General features: G+C 66.2%; 22 protein-coding genes. 12 read left to right on the plus strand and 10 right to left on the minus strand.

The window, feature by feature from the left end:
• Window positions 1-7 precede the first annotated feature (7 nt).
• Window positions 8-1,129 (plus strand): acyl-CoA dehydrogenase family protein, encoded by a 1,122-nt coding sequence (locus AB0B25_RS15215; RefSeq protein WP_357178895.1) that lies wholly within the window; start codon window positions 8-10, stop codon window positions 1,127-1,129.
• A 173-nt stretch (window positions 1,130-1,302) separates the two neighbouring features.
• Here the strand turns inward: AB0B25_RS15215 and AB0B25_RS15220 are convergent, their stop codons facing one another.
• Genes AB0B25_RS15220 through AB0B25_RS15230 form a run of 3 tightly spaced genes read right to left on the minus strand, consistent with a single transcriptional unit; the run spans window position 1,303 to window position 2,499 of the window.
• Window positions 1,303-1,671, minus strand: coding sequence for a Fic family protein (locus AB0B25_RS15220; protein WP_357178898.1), 369 nt, complete (start codon window positions 1,669-1,671; stop codon window positions 1,303-1,305).
• Complete coding sequence (locus AB0B25_RS15225) at window positions 1,671-1,868, minus strand: antitoxin Phd (protein WP_357178900.1); 198 nt, start codon at window positions 1,866-1,868, stop codon at window positions 1,671-1,673. Before AB0B25_RS15225 ends, AB0B25_RS15220 begins: the two co-directional genes overlap by 1 nt.
• 43 nt (window positions 1,869-1,911) lie before the next feature.
• Window positions 1,912-2,499 (minus strand): TetR family transcriptional regulator, encoded by a 588-nt coding sequence (locus AB0B25_RS15230; RefSeq protein ID WP_357178902.1) that lies wholly within the window; start codon window positions 2,497-2,499, stop codon window positions 1,912-1,914.
• 101 nt (window positions 2,500-2,600) lie between these two features.
• Between AB0B25_RS15230 and AB0B25_RS15235 the strand changes: the two genes are divergently transcribed.
• Window positions 2,601-3,791: an FAD-dependent monooxygenase gene (locus tag AB0B25_RS15235; protein WP_357178905.1), complete on the plus strand. Its 1,191-nt coding sequence runs from the start codon at window positions 2,601-2,603 to the stop codon at window positions 3,789-3,791.
• Window positions 3,792-3,818: 27 nt separating this feature from the next.
• Here AB0B25_RS15235 and AB0B25_RS15240 read toward each other — a convergent pair whose 3' ends face one another.
• Entirely contained in the window at window positions 3,819-5,468 is a 1,650-nt protein-coding gene (locus AB0B25_RS15240) for an acyl-CoA synthetase (RefSeq protein WP_357178908.1), read from the minus strand.
• 59 nt (window positions 5,469-5,527) lie between these two features.
• Between AB0B25_RS15240 and AB0B25_RS15245 the strand changes: the two genes are divergently transcribed.
• Window positions 5,528-6,310: a crotonase/enoyl-CoA hydratase family protein gene (locus tag AB0B25_RS15245; RefSeq protein ID WP_357178911.1), complete on the plus strand. Its 783-nt coding sequence runs from the start codon at window positions 5,528-5,530 to the stop codon at window positions 6,308-6,310.
• Between the two features lie 28 nt (window positions 6,311-6,338).
• On the opposite strand, the gene AB0B25_RS15250 is transcribed toward AB0B25_RS15245, so the two are convergent.
• A complete protein-coding gene (locus AB0B25_RS15250; protein WP_357178914.1) occupies window positions 6,339-6,758 on the minus strand; it encodes a VOC family protein in 420 nt (139 codons plus the stop codon).
• 175 nt (window positions 6,759-6,933) lie between these two features.
• Between AB0B25_RS15250 and AB0B25_RS15255 the strand changes: the two genes are divergently transcribed.
• Window positions 6,934-7,923 carry a sigma-70 family RNA polymerase sigma factor gene (locus AB0B25_RS15255; RefSeq protein ID WP_357178917.1) on the plus strand — a complete coding sequence of 330 codons (990 nt, stop codon included), beginning with the start codon at window positions 6,934-6,936 and terminating at the stop codon, window positions 7,921-7,923.
• 675 nt (window positions 7,924-8,598) lie between these two features.
• Complete coding sequence (locus AB0B25_RS15260; RefSeq protein ID WP_357178924.1) at window positions 8,599-9,747, plus strand: phage tail tip lysozyme; 1,149 nt, start codon at window positions 8,599-8,601, stop codon at window positions 9,745-9,747.
• A 73-nt stretch (window positions 9,748-9,820) separates the two neighbouring features.
• Here the strand turns inward: AB0B25_RS15260 and AB0B25_RS15265 are convergent, their stop codons facing one another.
• Window positions 9,821-11,377 carry an acyl-CoA synthetase gene (locus AB0B25_RS15265; RefSeq protein WP_357178927.1) on the minus strand — a complete coding sequence of 519 codons (1,557 nt, stop codon included), beginning with the start codon at window positions 11,375-11,377 and terminating at the stop codon, window positions 9,821-9,823.
• Window positions 11,378-11,398: 21 nt separating this feature from the next.
• The gene (locus AB0B25_RS15270; RefSeq protein WP_357178930.1) at window positions 11,399-12,436 is read right to left on the minus strand and encodes an LLM class F420-dependent oxidoreductase; all 1,038 of its coding nucleotides are present in this window, start codon (window positions 12,434-12,436) and stop codon (window positions 11,399-11,401) included.
• Window positions 12,437-12,689: 253 nt separating this feature from the next.
• On the opposite strand from AB0B25_RS15270, the gene AB0B25_RS15275 reads away from it, so the two are divergent.
• Genes AB0B25_RS15275 through AB0B25_RS15295 form a run of 5 tightly spaced genes read left to right on the plus strand, consistent with a single transcriptional unit; the run spans window position 12,690 to window position 17,144 of the window.
• Entirely contained in the window at window positions 12,690-13,613 is a 924-nt protein-coding gene (locus tag AB0B25_RS15275) for an OB-fold domain-containing protein (RefSeq protein WP_357179017.1), read from the plus strand.
• A 12-nt stretch (window positions 13,614-13,625) separates the two neighbouring features.
• Window positions 13,626-14,663, plus strand: a complete 1,038-nt coding sequence (locus AB0B25_RS15280; RefSeq protein ID WP_357178932.1) for a thiolase domain-containing protein — start codon at window positions 13,626-13,628, stop codon at window positions 14,661-14,663.
• Window positions 14,660-15,826: a thiolase domain-containing protein gene (locus AB0B25_RS15285; RefSeq protein WP_357178935.1), complete on the plus strand. Its 1,167-nt coding sequence runs from the start codon at window positions 14,660-14,662 to the stop codon at window positions 15,824-15,826. The genes AB0B25_RS15280 and AB0B25_RS15285 overlap by 4 nt, the downstream gene beginning before the upstream one ends.
• 5 nt (window positions 15,827-15,831) lie before the next feature.
• Entirely contained in the window at window positions 15,832-16,731 is a 900-nt protein-coding gene (locus tag AB0B25_RS15290; RefSeq protein WP_357179021.1) for a TIGR03619 family F420-dependent LLM class oxidoreductase, read from the plus strand.
• On the plus strand, window positions 16,728-17,144 hold the full coding sequence (locus AB0B25_RS15295) for a nuclear transport factor 2 family protein (RefSeq protein ID WP_357178937.1): 417 nt from the start codon (window positions 16,728-16,730) through the stop codon (window positions 17,142-17,144). The genes AB0B25_RS15290 and AB0B25_RS15295 overlap by 4 nt, the downstream gene beginning before the upstream one ends.
• Window positions 17,145-17,207: 63 nt before the next feature.
• Here the strand turns inward: AB0B25_RS15295 and AB0B25_RS15300 are convergent, their stop codons facing one another.
• The gene (locus tag AB0B25_RS15300) at window positions 17,208-18,509 is read right to left on the minus strand and encodes a cytochrome P450 (RefSeq protein WP_357178940.1); all 1,302 of its coding nucleotides are present in this window, start codon (window positions 18,507-18,509) and stop codon (window positions 17,208-17,210) included.
• Between the two features lie 100 nt (window positions 18,510-18,609).
• Between AB0B25_RS15300 and AB0B25_RS15305 the strand changes: the two genes are divergently transcribed.
• Window positions 18,610-19,773, plus strand: coding sequence for a steroid 3-ketoacyl-CoA thiolase (locus tag AB0B25_RS15305; protein WP_357178943.1), 1,164 nt, complete (start codon window positions 18,610-18,612; stop codon window positions 19,771-19,773).
• 362 nt (window positions 19,774-20,135) lie between these two features.
• Window positions 20,136-20,552, plus strand: a complete 417-nt coding sequence (locus AB0B25_RS15310; protein WP_011207048.1) for a helix-turn-helix domain-containing protein — start codon at window positions 20,136-20,138, stop codon at window positions 20,550-20,552.
• Between the two features lie 593 nt (window positions 20,553-21,145).
• Here AB0B25_RS15310 and AB0B25_RS15315 read toward each other — a convergent pair.
• Entirely contained in the window at window positions 21,146-22,057 is a 912-nt protein-coding gene (locus AB0B25_RS15315; protein ID WP_357178946.1) for an SDR family oxidoreductase, read from the minus strand.
• Window positions 22,058-22,158: 101 nt separating this feature from the next.
• Window positions 22,159-22,950: an SDR family oxidoreductase gene (locus AB0B25_RS15320; protein ID WP_357178949.1), complete on the minus strand. Its 792-nt coding sequence runs from the start codon at window positions 22,948-22,950 to the stop codon at window positions 22,159-22,161.
• Window positions 22,951-22,982 lie beyond the last annotated feature (32 nt).

Below are 22,982 nucleotides of genomic sequence, written 5' to 3' on the forward strand. Positions count from 1 at the left end.
CACCACTATGGATTTCACTCCCACCGAAGCCCAGCTGGACCTTGCCCGGCTGACCGGCGAGGTCTGCGGCAAGCTGGTCACCGCCGACCGCCTGCGCGAACTGGATACCGCCGGCGGGCCGGGAACCAACACCGACCGATTCGACGAGACGCTGTGGCGCGCGCTGGGCGAAACCGGCGTGCTCGCGGCGGCTCTGCCCGAGTCCGTCGGCGGCAGTGGCCTTGGGCCGCTCGAACACACTGCCATCTTGCGTGAACTGGGCAAGCACGTCGCGTCCGTGCCGTACCTATGGTCGATCGTGGTCGGCGCGGGCGCGCTGGCCCGCTTCGGCGACGCGGCGCAACAGGATCTGGCCGAGCGAGCCGGTGTCGGCAGCGCCATCCTCACCGCGGCACTGGCCGAGGAGCGCAACTGGGAGCCCGCCCAGCCGCTCACCGCCGCGGTGCAGACACCCGGCGGCTGGCGATTGACCGGCGCCAAGACCACTGTTCCGTTCGCCGATCGCGCCGAGCGAATGGTGGTTCCCGCCACGGTTTCCGGCAGCACTGCGGTCTTCCTGGTCGATCCGGCCGCCGCGACGGTGACGGCCCAGCAGGTGGTCGACCGAAGCCCGGAGTTCGCCGTCGAACTCACCGACACGCCTGCCGAACTGGTCGGCACCGTGGCGGACGGCGCGCAGATCCTGGACTGGATCCTGCACCGCGCCTGGCTGGGCCTGAGCGCCCTGCAACTCGGCACCGTAGAACGGGCGCTCCAGCTGGTCGCCGACTACGCCAGGGAGCGTGAGCAGTTCGGCCGGCCGGTCGGCAGCTTCCAGGCCGTCGCGCAGCGCCTGGCCGATGCCTACATCGACGTCCAAGGCCTGCGCCTGACCGTCACCCGGGCCGCCTGGCTGCTGTCGGAGAACCTGCCCGCGACCGAGGCGGTACACACCGCCAAGTTCTGGGCCGCCGACGCGGGCCATCGGGTCGCGCACACCGTCGTCCACGTGCACGGCGGTGTCGGCATCGACCGCGACCATATCGTGCACAACTACTTCACCGCGGCGAAGCACAATGAGTTCGCCCTCGGCGCGGGCACCGATCACCTGCGCGCGCTCGGCGCACTATTGGCCAGAACGGCGGGCTGAACGGGACACCTTCACTCGGGTCCGCCGCCGTGGCGGGCCGAGTTGTACCGAGTTCCCGACCGTCGGACCGATCGCGCCGCCAGGTGAGGGACCGGGCACTGAGCCGAATCGGCGGCCATGCGGTATGAAACAGCCCGCGATCGTATGGCGGACTCCTTCGCGCATCCAGTTCGTCAGCCTCCGAACTTCGCCAAATGCTCGGCAATCGCTGGCACATCGAGCGCACCCTGACACACTTCCAGCACGAATAGCTCGGCATCATCGACGTCGAAGCGCCCGTCCAGCCGGTGACCGTTGATCTGCAGGAAAACCCAACTCGCGTACCAGGCCAATCGCTTGTTGCCATCGACTAAGCCGTGGTTGCGGGCGATCGATTCCATCAGCGCGGCCGCCTTCTGCCACACATCCGGGTAGGCGTCCTGTCCGAACACGGTGGACTGTGGTCGCGCAAGAGCCGAGTCGAGCAAGCCGTAGTCACGGACCGCCGGAGTACCCAAACGCTCAGCGAGATTCAGCAGTTCGGGCAGGGTCAGATACTCCATCAGGCCAGCCGCCGGTTCAACTCCTCACTGACGCGTAAGACGTGATCAGCAGCCTCGTTGAACAGTCTGGAATGCTCGTTCATCGCCTTTATGACGGCATCGTGAACGAACTGCTGCATACTGCTACCCTCCACCTCCGCGCGCGCACGCAGAGCAGCCAGTTCCTCGTCGGAAAACCGAATATTCAGACCAGCCATCGCTCAATGGTACCGCGTGGTACCGAGCAGTATCGTCTGGAATTCACTCACCCGGGTTCGACATCAAGTAGTGCTGGAGCGTCGGGGCCACGTCGGCGACCAGTTGGTCGCCGGTCATGGCGACGACCGGCGGAATCCGCAGGACGTATCGGCAGAGGGCCACGCCGAGCAGTTGGGTGACGATGAGGCCGCCGCGCCGGGGGGCATCGGCCGGATCCCCGCAGCGTAGGACCGCGGGCAGCACCTGCTCGGCGAACACCGTGCGGAAGCGCTCGCCGACGGACTCGTCGGTGATAGCGGAACGCAACAGGGTGAGCAGGACGGCATTGTTCGGTTGCTCCTCCCACAGCAGCAGAAATCGGCGGACCAAAAGCTCACCGAGATCGCGCTGATCCGTGGCGGCCAGGTCGGGCAGATCGAGACTGATGTCGACCGCGGCGGCGAACAAGCCGTCTTTGTTGCCGAAATAACGCATGACCATGGACGGGTCGATATCGGCGTCGGCCGCGATGGCACGGATGGTCGCTTTACGGAAGCCTTCGGCGGCAAAACGGGCCCGTGCGGCATGCAGGATCGCGGCGCGCGTCGCATCGGAGCGGCGAACCGCGATGTGGTCGGACTCGTCAGTCATGCCAACAAGCGTAGGCCAACAGCTGTTGACTTTCGACTCGAACTCTGGCTACGGTTATGCCAACAGGCGTTGGCCTACAGATGTTGACCTGAGGAGTTCCCATGAATGCCACCCCGAACCACCCACTGCCGGACACCACCGCGGTAGTGATCGTCGGCGCCGGGCCGGTGGGGTTGACCGCGGCCATCACACTGGCCGACGCGGGTGTCGACTTCGTGCTGCTGGACCGGCTGGCCGAAGGCGCCAACACGTCTCGTGCCGCCGTTGTGCACGCCAGGACCCTGGAGGTACTGGAGGAACTCGGCATCACCGACGAACTCATCGGCACAGGCATTGTGGTGCCGCGCTTCACGGTGCACGACGGACCGCGCACCTTGGCCGCCATCGAGTTCGACGGACTGCCGACCCGGTACCCGTACACCTTGATGACGCCGCAGGACACCACCGAGTCCGTGCTGCTGGACCGGCTGCACAAGGCAGGCGGCGAGGTGCACCGGCCCTATCGAGTGACCCGGATCGCCGACGAAAACAACGGCGTCACGGTCGAATACACCGATGGCGCCGGCACGCCGGGCAGCCTGCGGGCCGACTACGTGATCGGCGCCGATGGTATGCACAGCATCGTCCGCGAGCAGGCGGGCATCGGATTCACCGGCGACACCTACCCGGCCTCGTTCATGCTCGCCGATGTGCGAATGGACTGGCCGATCGCGCGCGACGAAGTGGCGCTGCATCTTTCACCGGAGGGCGTCACCGTAGTCGCACCACTGCCCGACGACACCGAGCCGAACCGCTACCGCGTCGTGGCGACCGTCGACGAGGCCCCCGAAAACCCGTCCGTCGAGGACATCCAAGCCATCCTGGACCTGCGCGGTCCCGGCGGCGATGTCAAAGTCCGCGAGGTGCTGTGGAGCTCACGCTTCCGGGTGCACCATCGGGTGGCCGACCACTACCGCGCGGGCCGCATCCTGCTGGCGGGCGATGCCGCGCATGTGCACAGCCCGGCGGGCGGCCAAGGTATGAACACCGGCATCCAGGACGCGGCTACGCTCGGCCCGCTGCTGGCGCGGGTACTGACCGGCGAGCCGGACACGCTGCTGGACACCTATGAAACCGTCCGCCGCCCCATCGCGCTCAGCGTCGTCTCGTTCACCGACCGGATGACGACGATGGCGACTATGCGTCCGCGTCCGGCACGGATGCTGCGCAATCTGATGCTCTCGACACTGGCCCGAATCCCCGCCTTTCGCCACCGACTGGCCTTCCAACTCGCCGAACTGGCAAACCGCTGAACCGCGCCGACAGTCTCGACCCAGCGCCTACTTCGAACTCGCCTCGGCATGGTCGTCCGCAGGCCGTGCCCGGGTCTGCTCCTTGGCCCACCGATAGTCGGGCTTGCCGGCGGGCGAGCGCTTGATCTCGTCGACGAACCACAGGCTGCGCGGCAGTTTGTAGGAAGCGATCTCCTGAGTGAGCATCGGGCGCAGTTCCTCCAGGGTGGGCCGGTTGTCGGTGCGACACTGCACGACCGCGACCACCCGCTGACCCCAGCGCTCGTCCTCGACTCCGACCACGAGCGCGTCGAAGATCTCCGGGTGCGACTTGAGCGCGCCCTCGACCTCCTCGGGGTAGATCTTCTCGCCACCGCTGTTGATGCAGACCGACCCGCGGCCGAGCATGGTGACGCTCCCGTCCTCCTCGACCCTGGCGAAGTCGCCGGGGATGGCATAGCGAATCCCGTTGAACTCCTTGAAGGTCGCCGCGGTCTTGGCCTCGTCCCGGTAGTAGCCGAGCGGAATGTGACCGTGCCGGGCGAGGATGCCGACCACGCCACAACCGGGCGGCAAGGGGTTGCCCTCCTCGTCCAGCACGTCGGTGGACGCATCGATCTTCACCCGCGGACCGCCGGTGTGCGTCGCGCCCTTGGCGACGATGGACAACCCGCCGAAGCCGGTCTCCGAGGAGCCGATCGAGTCCGAGATCATCCGATTCGGCAGCAGTTCCAAGAACTGGTCCTTGAGCGCGGGCGAGAACAGCGCGGCACTGCTCGCCATCACGTACAGGCTCGAAAGATCATAGGGCGCACCGGTTTCCGGGTTTCCCTCGATCAGCGCGTCCAGCATCGGGCGCGCCATCGCGTCGCCGGTGATGAAGATGAGGTTGATCTTGTGCTTGTCGATGGCCTGCCACACGCCGTGTCCGGAGAACTCCGCGAGCAACACGATCTTCCCGCCACCGAACAGGCTGTGGAACATAGCCCACTGCGCGCCGCCGTGGATCATCGGCGGGATGGGGAATCGCACCATCGGCGGGCTGCCCGCACCCACCTTCGCCAACTCCCATTCGTCCTGGACATATTCGCCGGTGAGGAAATTGATGCCCGCGCCGAGAACGCGCCAGACGTCCTCTTGCCGCCACATCACCCCCTTGGGCTTACCGGTGGTCCCGCCCGTGTAGAGCATGTACAGGTCGTCGGGAGAACGATCGCCGAAGTCGCGCTCGCCCGAGGACCGCGCGAGCACCGCTTCGTATTCCCCCGAATCCGCTGCGGTGGGAATCGTACCGGTCGTATCGTCATCGACGACGATGACGGTGTGCAACTTCGGTGTGTCCGGACGGACCGCGGCCACCTTGTCGCTGTACCGACGCTCGTGGATCAGCGCGGCCATATCCGAATTCTCGAAGATGTACTGCAACTCGTTCTCGACGTATCGGTAGTTCACGTTGATCATCACGGCACGCGCCTTGAAGATCGCGACCATGGCCTCGACGGCCTCGATCGTGTTGCGTGCGTAGATCCCCACCTTGTCGCCCGGCTGGATTCCCCGCTCTTGCAGGTAGTGAGCGAGTTTATTGGCCCGCTCCTCCAGCTGGGCATAGGTGACCTCGCGGCCGTCGTCGGCCAGCGCGACACGGTCGGGCATTAGATCGATGGCGTGTTCGACTAGGTCCGCTATGTTGTAGCTCACAGCATAAAAATAGAACGTGTTACTGTTTCTGACAAGGCTCGAAGTCAGGAGAATCAGCGATGCCGCACTGCCTCGTCGAGAAGCGCGACCATGTCCTCATCGTCACCATGAACCGGCCCGAGGCGCGCAACGCGCTGTCGGCGGAGATGATGGCGATCATGCGGGACGCCTGGGACCAGGCCGACCACGATTCGGATATCCGGGTAGCGATCCTGACCGGCGCGGGCGGCGCGTTCTGCGCGGGCGCCGACCTCAAAGCGATGACCGCGCAACACCCCGGTGACTCGTTCGCGAGCGGCGGCTGGGATCTGTCCACGATCGAGGCGCTGCTCAAGGGCCGCAGGCTGAGCAAGCCGCTGATCGCGGCGGTCGAAGGTCCGGCGATCGCGGGCGGCACCGAGATCCTGCAGGGCACCGACATCCGGGTAGCCGGCCAGAGTGCGAAATTCGGTGTCTCCGAGGCACGATGGGGCCTGTTCCCGCTGGGCGGCTCAGCGGTGCGGCTGGTCCGGCAGATCCCGTACACCGTGGCCGCGGATATCTTGCTGACCGGCAGGCATGTCACTGCCGCCGAGGCCAAGGAGATCGGGCTGATCGGGCACGTGGTGCCCGACGGCACAGCACTGGACAAGGCACTCGAGCTCGCCGGGCAGATCGCCGCCAACGGTCCGCTCGCGGTGCAGGCCATCCTGCGCACGATCCGGGCGACCGAGGCGATGCCGGAGGAGGACGCCTTCAAGATCGACGCCGAACTCGGCATGGCGGTGTTCCGGTCGGCCGACGCCAAGGAGGGCCCGAAGGCCTTCGCGGAGAAGCGCAAGCCGACGTTCACCGGCAACTGAGCGCGCGGGGCTATCCGCACCCCGGGCCTCAGCTCTCGGCCGGGCAGTTCATCCAGAACGGCTCCCACTGATGACCATCGGGGTCGAGGAAGGTTCGGCTGTGCATGCCGACCCGTGCCTCCTGCGCCCGCTTACCCTCGTCGATCTCTTCGATGGCGCCGGCGGCGAGCGCCGCGACGGTGAGGCGGTCCACCTCCTCGACACTGCCGAGCGCGAGTCCGTAGCCGGCGCCGACCGTCCCGAGGGTGTCGGCGACCGGCCGCTTGCCGAACGTAGTGAAGTAATCCCTGGTCAGCAGCATTACGCAGATGTTGTCGTCGACGACTATGCACGCGGCGCTGTCATCGGTGAACTCCTGGTCGACTGTCCAGCCCAGCGCCGCATAGAAGCCCTTCGATCGGTCCAGGTCGGCGACGGGAAGGTTGATGAAGATCATTTTGCTGCTCATGGGCGCCGTCCTCTCGAGCATGCCAGGTGGGTTCACTAGGTAGGACGATCCGTGTGCGCCGAAGTCACCGCCCGACACGACGTGACCGAACGCACATTTTCGGCAGGTTTGAGGCCGGGCGGGACGGGTGCGCACCATCTGTTCCGTGTCGGTGGCCTGTGGCAGGGTGACTGCCATGAACGACTCGTCCGGCTTCCCCGTCGGCCTCGCTCCCGATGTACTCGCCTCGTTCGAGTCGCATCGAAGGGAACTGTGCGCATACGCCTATCGGATGCTCGGCTCCTCGTTCGAAGCCGAGGACGCGGTACAGGAAACCTTCACCCGGGCGTGGAAGTCCTACCACTCCTTCGAGGGCCGCGCCAGCCTTCGGTCCTGGCTGTACAAGATCACGACGAATGTCTGCCTCGACATGCTGGACGGCCCACAGCGCCGAGCGCGGCCGATGGATCTGTCCAGCCCGTCCAGGCCCGATTCGCCGCTGCCCGCGCCACGGCCGGACTACGTCTGGATCGAGCCCATTCCGAACGCGCTCGCCTTCGGCGCGGACCCGGCCGAGCATGCCAGTGCCAAAGACGCGCTGCGCCTTGCCTTCGTCGCCGCCTGCCAGCACCTGCCCGCCACCCAGCGCGCGATCCTGATCATGCGCGAGGTGCTGCGGTTCTCCGCCAGCGAGACCGCCGAGGCGCTCACCATGTCGCCCGCGTCCGTGAACAGCGCCCTGCAGCGAGCGAGAGCCACCATGTCCAAGGTCCAGCCGTCCAGCACGGACAGCTATGACGAGACCGACGACGACCAGCGCAAACTGGTAGACGACTTCGTCACGGCGTTCGAGGCCTACGACATGGACACGCTCACCACCCTGCTGAAAGCCGATGTGGCACTGTCTATGCCGCCGTTCGAGCTGTGGATCTCCGGTCCGGAGAATGTGGCCGCGTTCATGCTCGGCACCGGAAGCGGCTGCCGCGATTCCCGTCTGATCCGGCTGGACGGCGCCAACGGCCTGCCCGCTTTCGGCCACTACAAGCCGAGCGACGAGCCCGGCGTGTGGGTGCCGTGGTCGATCACCGTACTCGAGCTCCAGGGGGGCGCGATCGCCGGATTGAACTTCTTCCTCGACACCGCGAAGCTGTTTCCGCTGTTTGGCCTGGCACCTGAACTGCGTTAGCCTGTTGCGTCTCCCGGACCTTTCGGCTGCGGTTCGAGGGCTTCGGCATTGTTGGTGTTGGCTGCCGAACATCACGGACAAAGGATCCGCACGATCTGACGAACGTGGATCTTCGCACCCGGCTCACCGCGGTCGATTGAACTCGCCCCGGTCACCGCGTCCATCAACGTCCGCGATCAGTTGATCAGGCCTTGCGTGCCCAACTCGTCGAGGACCGCGCGGCGTAATCGCCGTCAGACCCCCGCCTCGCTTCACGCTCTGGACCGGCGGTGCGCGGTCGGCACCGTCAAAAACACCGAACGACGACGGCAACATCCGCCACGCGCGACACCGGTCAGCACGAACACCACCGCAATGAACACCACGCGCTCCTCGACTGGGGGCGGCGCCACCACCCTGCGGCGTACGGCGAACTCCGTCGAGCAGCGACTCGGCGAGAACCCACAACTCCTCCGGCACAAGATGTTTCGATAACTCATCGACCACAGGTCGACCATCATGCGGACAACTTATTCCGACACAGCCCCAAACGAATCGCAACCAGGTGAGACACGGTCGTAGCGATGCTGGAGCGCCGTGACGGGGCATCGTCGACCCGTGGACATTCCCAGGTCCGGGAACATCCGATGATCGACTTGTATCGACGTTGCCTGCCCGGATGAGAGCGAGGCATTGATGAGTACCGACGACAGCAAGCGACTGGGTGATTTGCACGAGCTTCCGGGCTGCGCGCCAGCGGGCTTGAAAGCTCTGTTCAAGGCGGCCGAGGGCGTCATTCAAGCCCAGATCAAGTTGCTCGGGTCGGGCACACCGTCCAAGGCTCTCAATCTGCGCGAGATGCTGCGTGGCCAGGGAATCGCCAATCCCGAGGATGAGTCGGTGTTGATCGACAAATACAAGGATCACACGGACGAGATGCAGAAGGCTACGTCGGGTATCACACGGCAGGACGACGGCATCGTGATGAAAACCGCAGGTATCGGGGACGCCGTGACGAATGCCTACAAGGCCATCGATACCTCGGTGGGGGAGCTCAACACGAAGGTCGCTGCCTCCTTCAAGGCCGTGCGAACCGTCACCGATGAGAACGGCAAAACCCACCAGGAACTGCCGAAAGACATAATCGACGGCCTGTTCAAGGGCGTCTGGAGCACGTTGGACACAGCATTCAACGAGGTCCACGGCGTCTCGGACCAGGCGGCGGCCACGGCACTCAAAATCGACGGCGACCAGCCGACCTATACCCCCACCGGCGGTACGACGCCCACCGGCGGTACGACGCCCACCGGCGGTACGACGTCCACCGGGTCGGGGTACAGCGGAACCACCCCGTGGAGCGGTCGGTCGGGGTCGATGGGCACCGCGATCATCCCCACCGGGGACAAGCCCGACGCGATGTCGATGATGAATTACCTCATCGAGACATACAACTTCACCCCAGCACAGGCCGCGGGAATCGTAGCCAACGCGAAGTTCGAATCGGGATTCGACCTCTCCGCCACGGGAGACAACGGAACGGCCAAAGGTCTGTTTCAGTGGCGTTTCGGTCGACTGTCCGGGCTCCACGAATTCGCGAGCAAGCCGGGCGAGAGTATCGGCGACTGGCGCACTCATATCGACTACATGGTTCAGGAACTGCGCGGTGGCGGCTATAAGGAGGCCAACGCCGCTGTCAGCGCGAACCGGAACGACCCCCGGGAAGTCGCGGAGGCCTTCGACCGCCTCTACGAAAGGAGCTCCGGATCCACCATCAACGGTCGGCGCGATTACGCGGCCGGGCTCCTGACAGAGTACAACAAGTCCCATTCGAGTCTCGCCGTCTGAAGCCGCGGGTCGCACCGAGCTACCACCCCGGAAGTCCGGCACACCGATCGGCGAAACGAGCTGGCGAAACGAGCTAGGGTGCGGGGATATAGTGATCGCGCAGTTTGCGCTTGTAAAGCTTGCCGTTCGGGTCGCGCGGTAGTTCGGGTAGATAGTCGATCGACTTCGGCATCTTGTACTTGGCCAGCCGCGTCGCGGCGAAGGCGAGCAGTTCCGCGGTGAACTCGTCGTCGCCCGCCACACCGTCCACGGGCTGCACGACAGCCTTGACCTCTTGGCCCCAATCTGGATGTGGGATACCGAAAACCGCGACATCCTCGACTTTCGGATGGGTGATCAATACGTTCTCCACCTCGGCAGGGTAGATGTTCACCCCGCCGGACAGGATCAGGTCCGATCGCCGGTCGTGCAGGTAGAGGTAGCCGTCCTCGTCGAGATGTCCGATGTCGCCGACGGTGAACAGGTCACCGACCCGCGCGTCCTGGGTCTTGGCCTTGTCCCGGTGGTATTCGAAACTCGAAGCGCCCATCCGCATGTAGACCAGCCCCGGTTCGCCGACCGGGACCTCGGAGCCGTCCTTCTCGCTGAGCACCTTGATCACCGACCACGGCCAGGCCTTGCCGACCGAGCCCGGCTTGCGCAGCCAGTCGGCGCCGTTGATCACCGTGCCGCCGCCTTCGGTGGCCGCGTAGTACTCGGTGACCGTCGGGCCCCACCATGCCAACATCTTCCGTTTGGTCTCCTGCGGACACGGCGCGGCGCCGTGCACCATGCTGCGCAGCGAGGACACGTCGTACTTGGCGCGCACCTCCTCCCGCAGCGCGAGCAGCCGGTGGAACTGGGTCGGCACCATATGGCTGTGCGTCACCCGGTACTTGTCGATCAATCGCAGCATGTCCTCGGCGTCCCAGCGGTCCATCAGAACGAGCTTGTGGCCCAACTGAATCGAGATGGTGGCGAAGTTCAGCACCGCGGTGTGGTAAAGCGGCGAGCCGCAGATATGCACATGGTCGTCGTAAGGCGCCAGCTCGAAGAGACTGAAGAACGCGGTGGTGTGCGGCGGGACGACATCCGGGTCGGCGTTGGTCAGTGGGCGCCGAACACCCTTGGGGCGCCCTGTGGTTCCTGACGTGTAGAGCATCGGCGCACCGGTGCTGCGGTTCGCCGGGCGCCCGGTGTCCGCCGCGCCGAGCCAGGCCACCGACTTGAAGCCGTCGATCTCGCCCACCGCGAAGCGCGCCGTCGCGGGCAGTCCCGCCTCGTCGGCGGCGGCTCGGGCGGCCGCGGCGAACCGGTCGCTGGCGATGAACGCCTTCGCTGCACTGTCGGACAGGATGTAGGCCACCTCCGGCCCGGTGAGGTGCCAGTTCACCGCGACGATGTACAACCCTGCCTGATAGGCGGCGAAGTAGGCGGCGATCGCCTCCACGCAGTTGTGCACCATGCTCACCAGTACGTCACCCGTCGTCAGGCCCAACGCGCGCAGACCGGTGGCGTAACGATTGGCGAGCGTGGCCAATTCGCGATAGGTCACGTCCCGGCCCGACGGGTCGACCATCGCGATCCGGTGGGGTTCGGCTTCGGCGATGTTCCACAGACCGAGAATTTTCACTGGCTCCTGCGTCGTCACCCATTGAATTTAGAACGCGTTCTACTGTTCGACAAGAGGTGCGAGCAACCTCAGTTGCGCCAGATCGGGCACCGACACCAGCAGCATGGTGACACCCGCCGCCGCCCAGACCCCGAGCTGCTTGCGGACATGCGCTTCGTCGCCGATGATCGCGGTGTCCAGAATCAGCTCGTCCGGCACCATGGCCGCGGCCTCGGCCTTCTTGCCCGACAGAAACAGCCGGCCGATCTCGTCGACTTCCCGCTCGTATCCCATGCGCCGATACACCTGAGCGTGGAAGTTCAGCTCCGGCGCGCCCATGCCGCCGATGTAGAGCGCCATGATCCAGCGCATTCGGTCCAGTTCGCTCGCCGGGTCGTCGGTGATCACCACCTGGCAGGTCGCGGCGATCTCGAAGTCGTCCCTGCCGCGCCGCGCGCCCGCGCGCGCGAACCCCTCATCGAGCCAGTCGTTGTACATCCCGGCCAGCCTCGGCGCATAGTAGATGGCCAACCAGCCGTCGGCGATCTCCGCGGTGAGCGCGACGTTCCTCGGCCCCTCCGCGCCCAGCCAGATCGGCAAATCCGCACGTAGTGGATGCACGATCGACTTGAGCGGCTTACCGAGCCCGATCGAACCCGGCCCGGTGTAGGGCAGCGGGTAGTGCGCGCCATGACTGGTGACCGGCGCCTCCCGCGCCAAGACCTGCCGGACGATCCCGACGTACTCCCTGGTGCGGTGCAACGGCTTGGCGAAGGGCTGGCCGTACCAACCCTCGACCACCTGCGGCCCGGAGACGCCGAGGCCGAGAATCGCGCGGCCGCCGCTGAGGTGATCGAGGGTGAGCGCGTGCATGGCGGTGGCGGTGGGCGTGCGCGCCGACATCTGCACCACCGAGGTACCCAGGCGCACCCGTCGCGTGGACGAGCCCCACCAGGTCAGCGGCCCGAAGGCATCCGACCCCCATGATTCGGCGGCGAACACGGCGTCGAACCCGACTTCTTCCGCCGCCACCACCAACTCCCCGGCGTGTGCGGGCGGCTGAGCCATCCAGTACCCGAGTTGCAATCCGAACTTCATATCGGACCCCTTTCCGACCAATCATGATCCTCGGCGGCACCGCCGCTTGCCACCAGAATAAGAACCTGTTCTACTCGATAGCGTGACTCAGCGGAATACTGCATCCACGGCGATCGCCGGCGGCAGTGGCGCGGGATCGAACACCGCGGCGCGAACGACGAGCCCGAAGACGGCGGTAGCCGGCGACCGCGAAGGGACCCGGGAGCACCGCCGATCGGATCCAGCGGCCGAGGTACTCAGCGCGCCCCTGCGGATGCGTTTCGATTACACCCGCTCCGTCGGGTCCACCATCGGAACCTTTCTGACCGCGCTGCGTGACCGCAGGATCGTCGGCGTGCGCGGCTCGGACGGGCGCGTGATCGTGCCGCCACCGGAGTACGACCCGATAACCGCCGAACCGCTGACCGAATTCGTCGATGTCGCCGACACCGGCGCCGTCCAATCGTGGACCTGGGTGCACCAGCCGCTGCCCGGCCAGCCGTTCGAGCGACCGTTCGCCTGGGCGCTGATCCGGCTCGACGGCGCGGACACCGCCTTGCTGCACGCGGTCGATGTGGCCACACCCGACGACATCCACACCGGAATGCGCGTGCGTGCCCGGTGGGCCATCGAGACACAGGGCAGCATTCACGACATCGTCTGCTTCCAGCCGGGCGAGAAGTCCGGCGCCGCCGCCGAATCCGGCAACGGAGCCGAGCCGATCACGATGATCACCACGCCGGTCGACCTGTCCTACAAACACACCGCCTCGCCGCAAGAGTCGGTCTACTTGCGCGGACTCGCCGAGGGCAAGCTGATCGGCGCGCGTACCGACGCCGCGGGAAAGGTGTACTTCCCGCCGCGCGGAGCGAACCCGACCGATGGCAGGCCGACCGACGACTACATCGAGCTACCCGACCGCGGCATCGTGACCACATTCTGCATTGTGAACGTGCCGTTCTTGGGCCAGCGGATAAAGCCGCCCTACGTGGCGGCCTACATCCTGCTCGACGGCGCGGACATCCCGTTCCTGCACTTGGTGCTCGGGTGCGAGGCGAGCGAAGTCCGGATGGGCATGCGGGTGGAAGCGGTGTGGCGGCCGCGCGAGGAGTGGGGCTACGGACTGGAGAACGTGGACCACTTCCGTCCCACCGGAGAGCCGGATGCCGACTACGAGACCTACAAGCACCACCTCTGAGAGAGGCGCACGTTGACTGACAACGCCACCGACATCGCGGTCGTGGGTTTCGCCCACGCACCGCATGTCTCGGAGACCTTCGGCACCACCAACGGTGTCGAGATGCTGGTGCCCTGCTTCCAGCATCTCTACGATCGACTGGGCATCGCCAAGTCCGATATCGACTTCTGGTGCTCCGGCTCCTCCGACTACCTCGCCGGACGGGCATTCTCCTTCATCTCGGCGGTCGACGCCATCGGCGCGGTACCACCGATCAACGAATCGCATGTGGAGATGGACGCCGCGTGGGCACTGTACGAGGCATGGGTGAAACTTCGTTCCGGACAGGCGGATACCGCACTGGTGTACGGATTCGGCAAGTCCTCGGCGGGGACGCTGCACCAGATCCTCACCCTGCAGCTGGATCCGTATCTGGTCGCGCCGCTGTGGCCGGACGCGCTGTCCATCGCCGGGCTGCAGGCCCGCGCGGGACTCGACGCCGGTCGCTGGACCGAGCAAGACATGGCCGCCGTGGCCGCAGGTGATTCCGGTGACGTGGCCGGTCTCCTGGCTGCGCCGTATGTCGCGGATCCGCTGCGCGCGCACGATGTCGCGCCGATCACCGACGGGGCGGCCGCCATCGTGCTCGCCGTCGGCGATCGCGCCCGCGAACTGTGTGAGCGACCGGCCTGGATCACCGGAATAGCGCACCGGGTGGACACCCCGATGCTCGGTGCGCGCGACCTCACCGTCTCCCCCTCGACTTCGGCTGCGGCTCAGGCTGCCACCAACGACGACATCGGCGGCTTCGACCTCGCGGAACTACACGCGCCGTTCAGCCATCAGCAGTTGATCCTCGCCGAGGCGATCGGTCTGCGGAATGGCACCGCGGTGAATCCGTCCGGCGGCGCGCTCGCGGCGAACCCCATGTTCGCCGCCGGCCTGGAGCGCATCGGCTTCGCCGCCGAGGCGATCATCGCGGGCTCGGCGGATCGCGCGCTCGCCCATGCCACCAGCGGGCCCGCGCTGCAGCAGAACCTTGTCGCCGTCTTGGGATCGGAGATCCGATGAGTTACCCCGCCGCGGTGCTCGGCACCGGACAAACCCATCACGTGACAAAACGCACCGACGTGTCCATGGCGGGCATGTGCCGGGAGGCCATCGATCGTGCGCTGGCCGATGCGGGGCTTGCCATCGCCGACATCGACGCTGTCGTCGTCGGCAAAGCGCCGGACCTGTTCGAGGGCGTCATGATGCCCGAATTGTCGCTCGCGGATGCGTTGGGCGCCACCGGAAAACCGCTGCTGCGGGTGCATACCGCCGGTTCGGTCGGCGGCTCCACCGGCATCGTCGCGGCCAACCTGGTGCAGGCCGGCGTACACAAACGGGTGCTCGCGATCGCGTGGGAGAAGCAGTCGGAGTCGAACGCCATGTGGGCGTTGTCCATTCCGGTGCCGTTCACCATGCCGGTCGGCGCGGGCGCGGGCGGCTACTTCGCCCCGCACGTGCGCTCCTATATCCGGCGCTCGCACGCGCCGAGCCATATCGGCGCGATGGTCGCGGTCAAGGATCGCCGCAATGGCGCCAAGAACCCGCTCGCCCACCTGAAGCAGCCCGACATCACGGTGGAATCGGTGCTCGCCTCACAAATGCTGTGGGATCCGATCCGCTTCGACGAGACCTGCCCCTCCTCGGATGGGGCGTGCGCGATCGTGATCGGTGACGCGGACGCGGCCGGCGTCGTCGAGGCCACCGGCAAGAAGGTCGCGTGGGTACACGGCACCGCGATGCGCACCGAGCCGACCACTTTCGCCGGACGCGATCAAGTCGATCCACAGGCGGGTCGAGACGCCGCCGCGGCGCTCTGGCAGGCGGCAGGCATCACCGATCCGCTCAGCGAAATCGACGTGGCCGAAATCTATGTGCCGTTTTCCTGGTTCGAGCCGATGTGGCTGGAGAACCTCGGCTTCGTCCCGCAGGGTGACGGCTGGAAGCTCACCGACAAGGGCGAGACCGAGATCGGCGGCACCCTGCCGATCAACCCATCCGGCGGCGTGCTCTCGTCCAATCCGATCGGCGCATCCGGACTCATTCGGTTCGCCGAGGCAGCCAAGCAGGTCATGGGCCGGGCCGGCGACTATCAGGTACCAGATGCCCGCAGAGCACTGGGACACGCCTACGGCGGCGGGTCACAGTACTTTTCGATGTGGGTCGTCGGATCGGAGCAACCGTGAACGCGCTGCAGTTCAGCCTCAGCATCGCACTGAGCCCGCTCGACCAACTGCCCGCGCTCGCGAAAACCGCCGAGGAATGCGGATTCTCGTCGATCGCGCTGCCGGACTCGCTGTTCTACATGAAGTCGGCGGCGGCGAAGTACCCCTACACCGCCGACGGAAGCAGATTCTGGGGACCGGACACGCCATGGGTGGACCCGCTCATCGGTGCGGCCGCCATGGCCGCCGTGACCAGCCGCATCCGGTTCTACACCAACGTGCTGAAGCTGGGTTCGCGCAACCCGCTGCTGCTGGCCAGGCAGGTCGGTTCGGTGGCCAACCTGTCCGGCAATCGCTTCGGCTTCGGAGTCGGAATCGGCTGGGCTCCTGAGGAATTCGAGTGGTGTGGGGTGCCCTTCGCGCGACGTGGCGCCCGAGTCGACGAGATGATCGAGGTCCTCGAGCTGGTGCTGGGCGGCGGAATGGTCGAATACCACGGCGAGTTCTTCGACTTCGATCCGCTGCAGATCAGCCCGGCGCCGAGCGAACCGGTGCCGTTCTACATCGGCGGACACACCGAGCCCGCGCTGCGTCGCGCCGCCCGGGTGGGTGACGGCTGGACCTCGGCCATGATGACCTACGACGAACTGTGCGGCACCATCGGCAAGCTCGACGCGTTGCGCGCCGAGTACGGCAGAGTCGAGCGACCGTTCGAGATCCAGGCGGTGTGCATCGACCGCTTCGGGCGCTCCGGGTACCAGGAACTCGCCGATGCGGGCGTGACCGACGCGATCGTGGTGCCCTGGCTGGCCGACGGCATCGGCTTCGATGGCGAACTCGCCGCCAAACAGGACTCGCTGCGCAAGTTCGCGGAGCAGAATATCGCGGCGCCCATAGTGCCCGTCGGTCGAGGCAGGCGCGCATGACCGGCACCGAGCATCCGGCCAGGGCCGCGGGCTTGGCCTCCCAGGCCGCCGTGCGGGCGCGCGACAAGCAGGCGTGGCTCGCGCTGTTCGCCGCGGACGGCATCGTGGAAGACCCGATCGGTCCTTCGGGCCTCGACCCGGAGGGCAAGGGCCATCGCGGCGCCGAGGCCATCGCCGCGTTCTGGGACAAGGCGATCGCCAAGACCGAACTGATCGAGTTCCGGTTCGGTGACTCGTTCGCCTGCGGCAACGAGGTCGCCTTCACCGGCACCATCCGCAGCACGATCGGCGGTCATCGGATCGACGCCGAGGGCGTGTTCACCTACCGGGTGGACGACGACGGCAAGATCACCGCCTTGCGTGCGTTCTGGGAAGTCGAACGGGCCATGACAACGGCACGACCCGCCAACTGATCCTTCCTCCGCCGACCTGACAAAGGCCCTCGCACCGCTGGATGCGAGGGCCCTCTGCTCGGGTCAGTGCGTGACCGGACAGGTTTTGTAGTCGACCGGGAACTCCTTGATACCGTTGAGCCAGCCCGATCGAAGGCGCCGGGGGTCGCCGAGCCTGGTGATGTCGGGCAGGTGGTCGGCGATCGCATTGAAGATCAAGTCGATCTCCAGCCGGGCCAGGTTCGCCCCGATGCAGAAGTGCGCGCCGGTGCCGCCGAAGGACAGGTGCGGGTTGTCCGCGCGGGTGATGTCGAACGTCTCCGGGTGGTCGAAAACGTCCTCGTCGAAGTTGGCCGAGCGGTACAGCATGACTACCCGCTGGCCCTTCTTGATCTGCACGCCGCCGAGTTCGGTGTCTTCCAGCGCGGTCCGCTGGAAGGAGGTGACCGGGGTGGCCCACCGGATGATCTCGTCGGCGGCCGTGGCCGGACGTTCCTTCTTGAACAACTCCCACTGGTCGGGGTGGTCCAGGAAGGCGATCATCCCGTGTGAAATGGCGTTGCGGGTCGTCTCGTTGCCCGCGACCGCCAGCATGATCACGAAGAAGCCGAACTCCTCCTCGGACAGTTTGTCGCCGTCGATATCCGCCTCGATCAACGTGGTCACGATGTCGTCGGCCGGGCATTGCTTACGAGAGGCCGCCATCTGGTACGCGTATCCCAAGATCTCGGCGGTGGCCGCCATCGGGTCGACATCGCTGTCCGGGTCGTCGTAGCCGGTCATCTCATTGGACCAGGTGAAGACCTTCATCCGGTCTTCCTGCGGTACGCCGATCAGCTCGGCGATCGCCTGCAGCGGCAGCTCGCAGGCGATCTGCGCGACGAAATCCCCGGAGCCCGACTCGGCCGCCGCCTTCACGATCGACTCGGCGCGCGCCGACAACTCGGCCCGCAGACGGTTGATCGCACGCGGTGTGAAGCCGCGCGCGATGATCTTGCGCAGCTTGGTGTGCTCGGGAGCGTCCATGTTGAGCATGACGATCCGCTGCATCTCGATCTTCTCGCGGGTGATGTCGTCGTTGAAGCGCGGAATGGCGGTGTTCTCGGAGCTGGAGAACACGTCGCTGCGCCGCGACACTTCCTTGATATCGGCATGCTTGCTGACCACCCAGAAGCCGTCGTCACGGAAACCGCTGACGTCGGGCGACTGCGGATTCCACCAGATCGGGGCGGTCCGGCGTAGTTCGGCGAACTCTTCGATCGGAACACGCTCGGCGTAGATGGCCGGGTCCGTAACGTCGAACCCGGCCGGCAGATCCGGCCGAGCACTCCGAGTGTCTACCACCAGATGTCTCCTTCGACAAACTGAAACACGTTCTATAATCATTGAAGCACAGGCGCGAGAACGAAGAAAGAAGCCTGATGGATCCGCCTGCGAAAGAATCATGAACGCGTTTCAGTTTTCCGCTCCACAGGAAAGGTTGGACATGGGCACACCCGTGATCGTCGAAGCCGCTCGCACCCCCATCGGCAAGCGCGGCGGCTGGCTGTCGGGCCTGCACGCGGCCGAACTGCTCGGTCTCGCCCAGCGCGGACTACTCGAGCGCGCCCACCTGGACCCCCACCAGGTTGAGCAGGTCATCGGCGGCTGCGTCACTCAGGCGGGCGAGCAGTCCAACAACATAACCCGGGTAGCCTGGCTGCACGCCGGATTGCCGTGGCAGGTCGGCGCCACCACGATCGATGCGCAGTGCGGCTCGGCCCAGCAGGCCAATCACCTGATCGCCGGACTCATCGCGACCGACGCGATCGAGATCGGCATGGCCTGCGGCGTGGAGGCCATGAGCCGAGTTCCGCTGGGTGCCAACGTCGGCGAGCACGCCGGCCCACGCAGACCCGCCTCGTGGAGCATCGACCTCCCCGACCAGTTCGCGGCCGCCGAGCGAATTGCCAAGCGGCGCGGCATCACCCGCGCCGACGTGGACGAGTTCGGCGCACGATCACAGCGCCTCGCCGCTCAGGCATGGGCCGAAGGCCGGTTCGACCGCGAGGTACTCGCCGTCACCGCACCCGTCGTCGATAAGAAAGGCGACTTCACGGGCGAGAAGCTGGACGTGACAAGGGACCAGGGTCTGCGCGAGACCACCGCCGAGGGCCTGGCCGCGTTGAAGCCGGTCGTGGAAGGTGGCGTGCATACCGCGGGCTCCTCCTCGCAGATCTCCGACGGCGCGGCCGCGGTTCTCCTGATGGACGAAAAGGCCGCACTGCGAGCCGGATTGCGGCCGCGGGCCCGGATCGTCAGCCAAGCACTGGTCGGCTCGGAGCCGGAGTTCCACCTCGACGGCCCGGTACAGGCGTGCGGCCGGCTGCTCGAGCGGTCCGGTATGACCATCGGCGACATCGAACTGTTCGAGATCAACGAGGCTTTCGCATCGATCGCGCTGTCCTGGGCGTCGGTACACCGGCCCGACATGGATCGCGTGAATGTCAACGGCGGCGCGATCGCGCTCGGACATCCCGTCGGCTCCACCGGATCTCGGCTCATCACAACGGCTTTGCACGAACTGGAGCGCACCGGGCGCGGGACCGCGATGGTTCTCATGTGTGCCGGTGGCGCGCTCGCGACAGGAACGATCATCGAACGGTTGTAAGATCTTCAACCATTTCGAGCCGTTTTGTTGAACGTTCATCCCCCAGAGTCGAAAACGTGTCGTACGCCACACACGCTCGGATTTCGCGAACTCGATGAGATGTCAGCTATCTTGGGGCTACCATAAGGGGTTCCGGCAAGACCTCGACGACGGGCCAGAACCGGCCTGCACCGCGCCTTCTCGAGAGCCCTTGGGGCGACCCGCAAACGCCCCCATCCCAGTGCCTTCGCCGCCCTGGAGCCTAGAAGCTTCAAGGAAATCCTGAATCAGGCGTAGGTTTTCAGTTACTCAGCCGCTAATATCAATGATACGTATCCGAGATAACAAGTGTTAGTACAGCGAAGGGAATTGGGCGGCTCACAATGGCTGATTTCGCGGCGCGGCTGAACAAGCTGTTCGAAACCGTGCATCCCCCGGGGCGTAAGCCGCACACCAACGCGGAGGTTGCGGCTGCGCTGACAGCCTCCGGGCATCCGATCTCGAAACCGTACCTCTCGCAGTTGCGATCGGGACAGCGGACGAACCCGTCCGATGAGACGGTGGCCGCCCTGGCGAAGTTCTTCAAGGTCAAGCCGGACTACTTCTTCAACGACATCTACGCCGCGAAGATCGATCACGATCTCGAGCTGCTGTCCCAGCTGCAGGGCTATGGACTGCGGCGGCTGTCGAGTAGAGCGTTCGACTTGTCCGAAGAATCTCAGAATCTACTCACGTCCATGGCGGAGAAGTTGCGGGCCAGCGAAGGCTTGCCCGAAATTCCTCCGGACGGCACCGAATAGGTTCTCTTGCACGGCAGCACAGTGCGACCCGACGGGTCGCACTGTGCTGCGTTATATACCCATAAGGCGGTGCAGGACACGAGCACCGCCGGGTCGTGTCCGAATAATATGGGGCCGTCGCACGCTACTCAGCCATGCAGCATGGATCGCCCGCCGATGGAACAGCTTTCGGTCGATGCGTAGTCCGAGTTCACGCGCCGGAGCGGATTCGCGGTCGCACCGGCCGACTCGAATATCAGACCGGCCGATCAGTATTGCACCATTCTGATCGGGTTGCGGTCGGATTGATCAATTCCATGCGGTAGGAGACGGTCGATTCCGGCGGGATAAACCAGCACTGCCCGCAGAAGTCGACACCTGCTCTTGCACCCGCGTTTTCGACGTCGTGTCGTCGCTCGTTCCGAACCGCGGACACCACCTCGACGACCGTGGTCGCATCGAAGTCGGCCGCGCACCTCGCGTCGACCGGAACCGGGCGATGGGAAGACGCGCCGCACAGCGCCTTGCAGCAGTTCATCACCTGCTGTGGACAGCCGCGGAAGAACTGGACACCAGCCGCGCCGATTCATGCCTTCGCGGCGCACGCACCCCGATCAGGCTCCGTACACCGGCTCCGGCGGGGTCGCCTTCCTGATCAGGTCGGCCACCACGGGTCCGAGTTCGTCCGGATTCCACCGCGCGCCACGGTCGATCGCGACCCCGTGCCGCCACCCCTCGGCCAGTGCCACCTTGCCGCCCTCGACTTCGAACATCCGACCGGTCACGGCCGCGGATTGTGCACTGCCCAGCCAAACGACAAGCGGGGATACGTTGTCCGGCGCCATCGCGTCGAAGCCGTCGGCGGGCTTCGCCATCGTCGCCGCGAACACCGTCTCTGTCATCCGCGTCCGAGCGGCCGGGGCGATCGCGTTCACCGTGACCCCGTAACGAGCGAACTCCGCGGCGGCGGTGAGCGTCAGACCAGCGATCCCCGCTTTCGCCGCGCCGTAGTTGCCCTGTCCGACGCTACCTTGCAGTCCGGCGCCGGAGCTGGTGTTGATGATGCGGCCGTCGACCGGACGCCCGGCCTTGGACTCCCCGCGCCAGTACTCGATCGCATGTCGCATGGTGGCGAAGTGGCCCTTGAGATGCACCCGGATCACCGCGTCCCACTCGTCCTCGCCCAAGTTGACCAACATCCGGTCGCGGACGAAACCCGCGTTGTTGACCAGGACGTGCAGACCGCCGAAAGTGTCGACGGCTTGGTGGATCAGTCGGTGCGCACCCGCCCAGTCCGCGACGTCGTCGCCGTTGGCCACGGCTTCGCCACCGAGCGCCTCGATCTCCGCGACGACTTGGTCGGCGGGTGTCTCCGCGGTGGCCGCACCGTCGAGCGCCGAGCCGAGGTCGTTGACCACGACGCGGGCGCCCGCGGCGGCGAAGGCGAGGGCGTGCGCCCGGCCGATGCCGCGGCCCGCGCCGGTGACGATAACGGTGCGCCCGGCGCAGATCCGCTCGGTGTCCATACTGTGTCCTTTCCGGCATCAGCGGGGCCCGCCATTGTCACGTTGCGCTCTGACGTCCGGGCCTGAACGCTCATACCTGTGTCCTTCGGGGGTCCGGCTGTTCAGGGCTGCTGTCGACCGACGGCCGCGGTGGATGCGGCGAGGAAGGCCGGCCGCTCGCCACCGCCGTGGACCAGCAGGGTGGCGCCGCTGACGTAGGCGGCCAGCGGGGAGGCGAGGAAGGCAGCACACCGGCCGATGTCGTCCGGGCGGGCCATGCGGCCGAGCGGAATGGTGCGGCCCACCGCGTCGACGCCGTCCTGGTCGCCGTAGTGCAGCCGACTCAACTCGGTATCGACCGGACCGACCACCAGCGAGTTCACCCGGACCTTCGGCGCCCACTCGACGGCCAGCGAGGCGGTGAGACTGTCCATGCCCGCTTTCGCCGCCCCGTAGGCGGCGGTGCCCGGCGACGGGCGATGCCCGCTGACGCTGGAAACGTTCACGATCGAGCCGCCCTCCGGCTGCTGCTGCATCACCGTGTTGACCGCCTGCGCCACCAGCAGCGGGGCGAGCAGATTCAGTTCGACGATCTTCGCGTGGAAGTTCTTGCTGGCCTCGGCGGCGAGCGCGAAGGGGGCGCCACCTGCGTTGTTCACCAGATGGTCGACGCGGCCATGCCGCTCGGCGATGGTCTCGATGAGCTGATGAACCGCATCGGCGTCGCGCACATCGCACGGCAGGTACTCGATCGTCCGCCCGTCGACGTCGACCTGGACCTCGGCGGGTCGGCGCGCACAGGCCACGACGGTCGCGCCTGCGGCGAGAAACACCCTGCTCACGCCGGCGCCCACACCGCGAACGCCGCCGGTCACCAGAACGACGCGGCCGGCCAGATCGATGTCGAGTGCCACCGTGCTAACCTACCAAGCAACTGCTTGCTTCG

The organism is Nocardia sp. NPDC049190, from assembly GCF_040648115.1.
In the GTDB taxonomy this organism is placed as follows: Bacteria; Actinomycetota; Actinomycetes; order Mycobacteriales; family Mycobacteriaceae; genus Nocardia.

Excerpts from the sequence above, each read along its gene's own strand:
- AB0B25_RS15250 (WP_357178914.1), bottom strand. The coding sequence starts at position 6,758 with ATGAGCAGCAAAATGATCTTCATCAACCTTCCCGTCGCCGACCTGGAC.
- AB0B25_RS15275 (WP_357179017.1), top strand. The coding sequence starts at position 12,690 with ATGCGTTTCGATTACACCCGCTCCGTCGGGTCCACCATCGGAACCTTT.
- AB0B25_RS15270 (WP_357178930.1), bottom strand. The coding sequence starts at position 12,436 with ATGAAGTTCGGATTGCAACTCGGGTACTGGATGGCTCAGCCGCCCGCA.
- AB0B25_RS15230 (WP_357178902.1), bottom strand. The coding sequence starts at position 2,499 with ATGACTGACGAGTCCGACCACATCGCGGTTCGCCGCTCCGATGCGACG.
- AB0B25_RS15310 (WP_011207048.1), top strand. The coding sequence starts at position 20,136 with ATGGCTGATTTCGCGGCGCGGCTGAACAAGCTGTTCGAAACCGTGCAT.
- AB0B25_RS15300 (WP_357178940.1), bottom strand. The coding sequence starts at position 18,509 with ATGATTATAGAACGTGTTTCAGTTTGTCGAAGGAGACATCTGGTGGTA.
- AB0B25_RS15235 (WP_357178905.1), top strand. The coding sequence starts at position 2,601 with ATGAATGCCACCCCGAACCACCCACTGCCGGACACCACCGCGGTAGTG.
- AB0B25_RS15305 (WP_357178943.1), top strand. The coding sequence starts at position 18,610 with ATGGGCACACCCGTGATCGTCGAAGCCGCTCGCACCCCCATCGGCAAG.
- AB0B25_RS15225 (WP_357178900.1), bottom strand. The coding sequence starts at position 1,868 with ATGGCTGGTCTGAATATTCGGTTTTCCGACGAGGAACTGGCTGCTCTG.
- AB0B25_RS15295 (WP_357178937.1), top strand. The coding sequence starts at position 16,728 with ATGACCGGCACCGAGCATCCGGCCAGGGCCGCGGGCTTGGCCTCCCAG.
- AB0B25_RS15255 (WP_357178917.1), top strand. The coding sequence starts at position 6,934 with ATGAACGACTCGTCCGGCTTCCCCGTCGGCCTCGCTCCCGATGTACTC.
- AB0B25_RS15215 (WP_357178895.1), top strand. The coding sequence starts at position 8 with ATGGATTTCACTCCCACCGAAGCCCAGCTGGACCTTGCCCGGCTGACC.
- AB0B25_RS15315 (WP_357178946.1), bottom strand. The coding sequence starts at position 22,057 with ATGGACACCGAGCGGATCTGCGCCGGGCGCACCGTTATCGTCACCGGC.
- AB0B25_RS15285 (WP_357178935.1), top strand. The coding sequence starts at position 14,660 with ATGAGTTACCCCGCCGCGGTGCTCGGCACCGGACAAACCCATCACGTG.
- AB0B25_RS15245 (WP_357178911.1), top strand. The coding sequence starts at position 5,528 with ATGCCGCACTGCCTCGTCGAGAAGCGCGACCATGTCCTCATCGTCACC.
- AB0B25_RS15260 (WP_357178924.1), top strand. The coding sequence starts at position 8,599 with ATGAGTACCGACGACAGCAAGCGACTGGGTGATTTGCACGAGCTTCCG.
- AB0B25_RS15220 (WP_357178898.1), bottom strand. The coding sequence starts at position 1,671 with ATGGAGTATCTGACCCTGCCCGAACTGCTGAATCTCGCTGAGCGTTTG.